The 1,306-nt window shown below is 56.8% G+C and carries 2 protein-coding genes; one reads left to right on the top strand and one right to left on the bottom strand.

What is annotated here, in order from left to right; genetic code table 11:
- Positions 1–738 (top strand): GlxA family transcriptional regulator (locus LB462_RS30875; protein ID WP_224515934.1); only part of this gene is annotated, 738 nt, incomplete at its 5' end.
- 312 nt (positions 739–1,050) lie between these two features.
- Here the strand turns inward: LB462_RS30875 and LB462_RS30870 are convergent.
- Positions 1,051–1,306: hypothetical protein (locus LB462_RS30870; RefSeq protein ID WP_224515932.1), on the bottom strand; the 256-nt coding region annotated here is incomplete at its 5' end.

The following is a 1,306-nucleotide window of genomic DNA, read 5'->3' as shown; positions in this document are numbered from 1 at the left end:
AATGGTGCGATGCTGGCCAGCGCCTGTTCGGGTGCGGTGCTTCTCGGCGAGGCCGGATTACTCACCAATTGTGATGCCACCATTCACTGGGGTTATGTGAAGACGCTGACCAACAACTATCCGGGTGTTCGCGTCAGATTGGATCGCTCCCTCGTGTTGAGTGGCGAGGCGCAGCGCATCGTCATGGCGGGAGGCGGATCGAGCTGGCAAGATCTGGCACTTTACCTGATCGCGCGGTTTGTCGGTCTGAAGGAAGCCATGGAGGTCGCTAAGGTCTACATGCTGCAGTGGCATGACATGGGACAACTGCCATTCGCTTCACTGATGCACCTGCGGCAGACGACCGATGCGGTGATCAGCGGATGCCAGGAATGGCTGGCGATGAACTACAAAACGCATGCCCCGGTTGCCGCGATGGCCACACGTTCTGGCCTGCCAGAACGCTCGTTTATTCGCCGTTTCGCCAAGGCAACGGGCATGAAACCTCTCGACTACGTGCACGCGCTGCGGCTCGAGGAGGCCAAGCAAATGCTAGAGACCACCGATCTGCCTATCGAAGCCATCGCCAACGAGGTTGGCTATGAGGACGCGAGCTTCTTCGGTCGCCTGTTCCGACGAAAGACAGGTTTGACCCCGGCGCGTTATCGTCTGCGGTTTGGTGCCTTACGTCAGGCACTGAAGCACAACCAGAAAGAGATGCGCTCTGGTCAGGGTCTTACTCTCAGGTTGCTGCAATAGCCTATGCGATGTAAAACCAAGCCCCGCATTCTCAGGACGAAATTGGTCGTTCGCCGAGGTCTTCAAAAAGCCGAAGCAAATATCCATCGGAATCTCTCACAACGAACTGTCGATTCCCTGCTTCGACCTGATTCCGCTTATACCACTTCTCTCCGGGCGGTATCGTCCTCACAGATTGTTTAAAGATACGAGCGTGCCAGCTCATCTAGTTGCGCGACAACGCTAATGACCGCTTGTGGCCCAAACCGGATATTCGGGATCAATGCATTTAACGACTGCTTTGCGCGTTCAATCCAGCCGTTCAGCCTGCTGCTAAAATTCCTGAAAGCTGCCGGTGGCCTTATGCAGGCTGAATGTCCAGCTTGGGGGTGAGAAACGGACTGGCAGATGCCCGGGGGTTACGCCGGGAAAGCTGCCGTTCACCTTGTCAATGAGCTTCGGCTGCAACGCGCCCAAAGCGGGCCTCACCTGCAGAAGGACCGCACCGGATGGAAGAGAACCGCAATACGAGCGTTCGCGATCAACGAAATGCGTTTTTCGCGCGGGGCGATGCGGCACCGCGAATGGT

Source organism: Phyllobacterium chamaecytisi (assembly GCF_020164455.1).
Lineage (GTDB): Bacteria > Pseudomonadota > Alphaproteobacteria > Rhizobiales > Rhizobiaceae > Phyllobacterium > Phyllobacterium chamaecytisi.
Note: the sequence above shows the minus strand (reverse complement) of the source record. Positions and strands in the feature narration are given on the sequence as shown.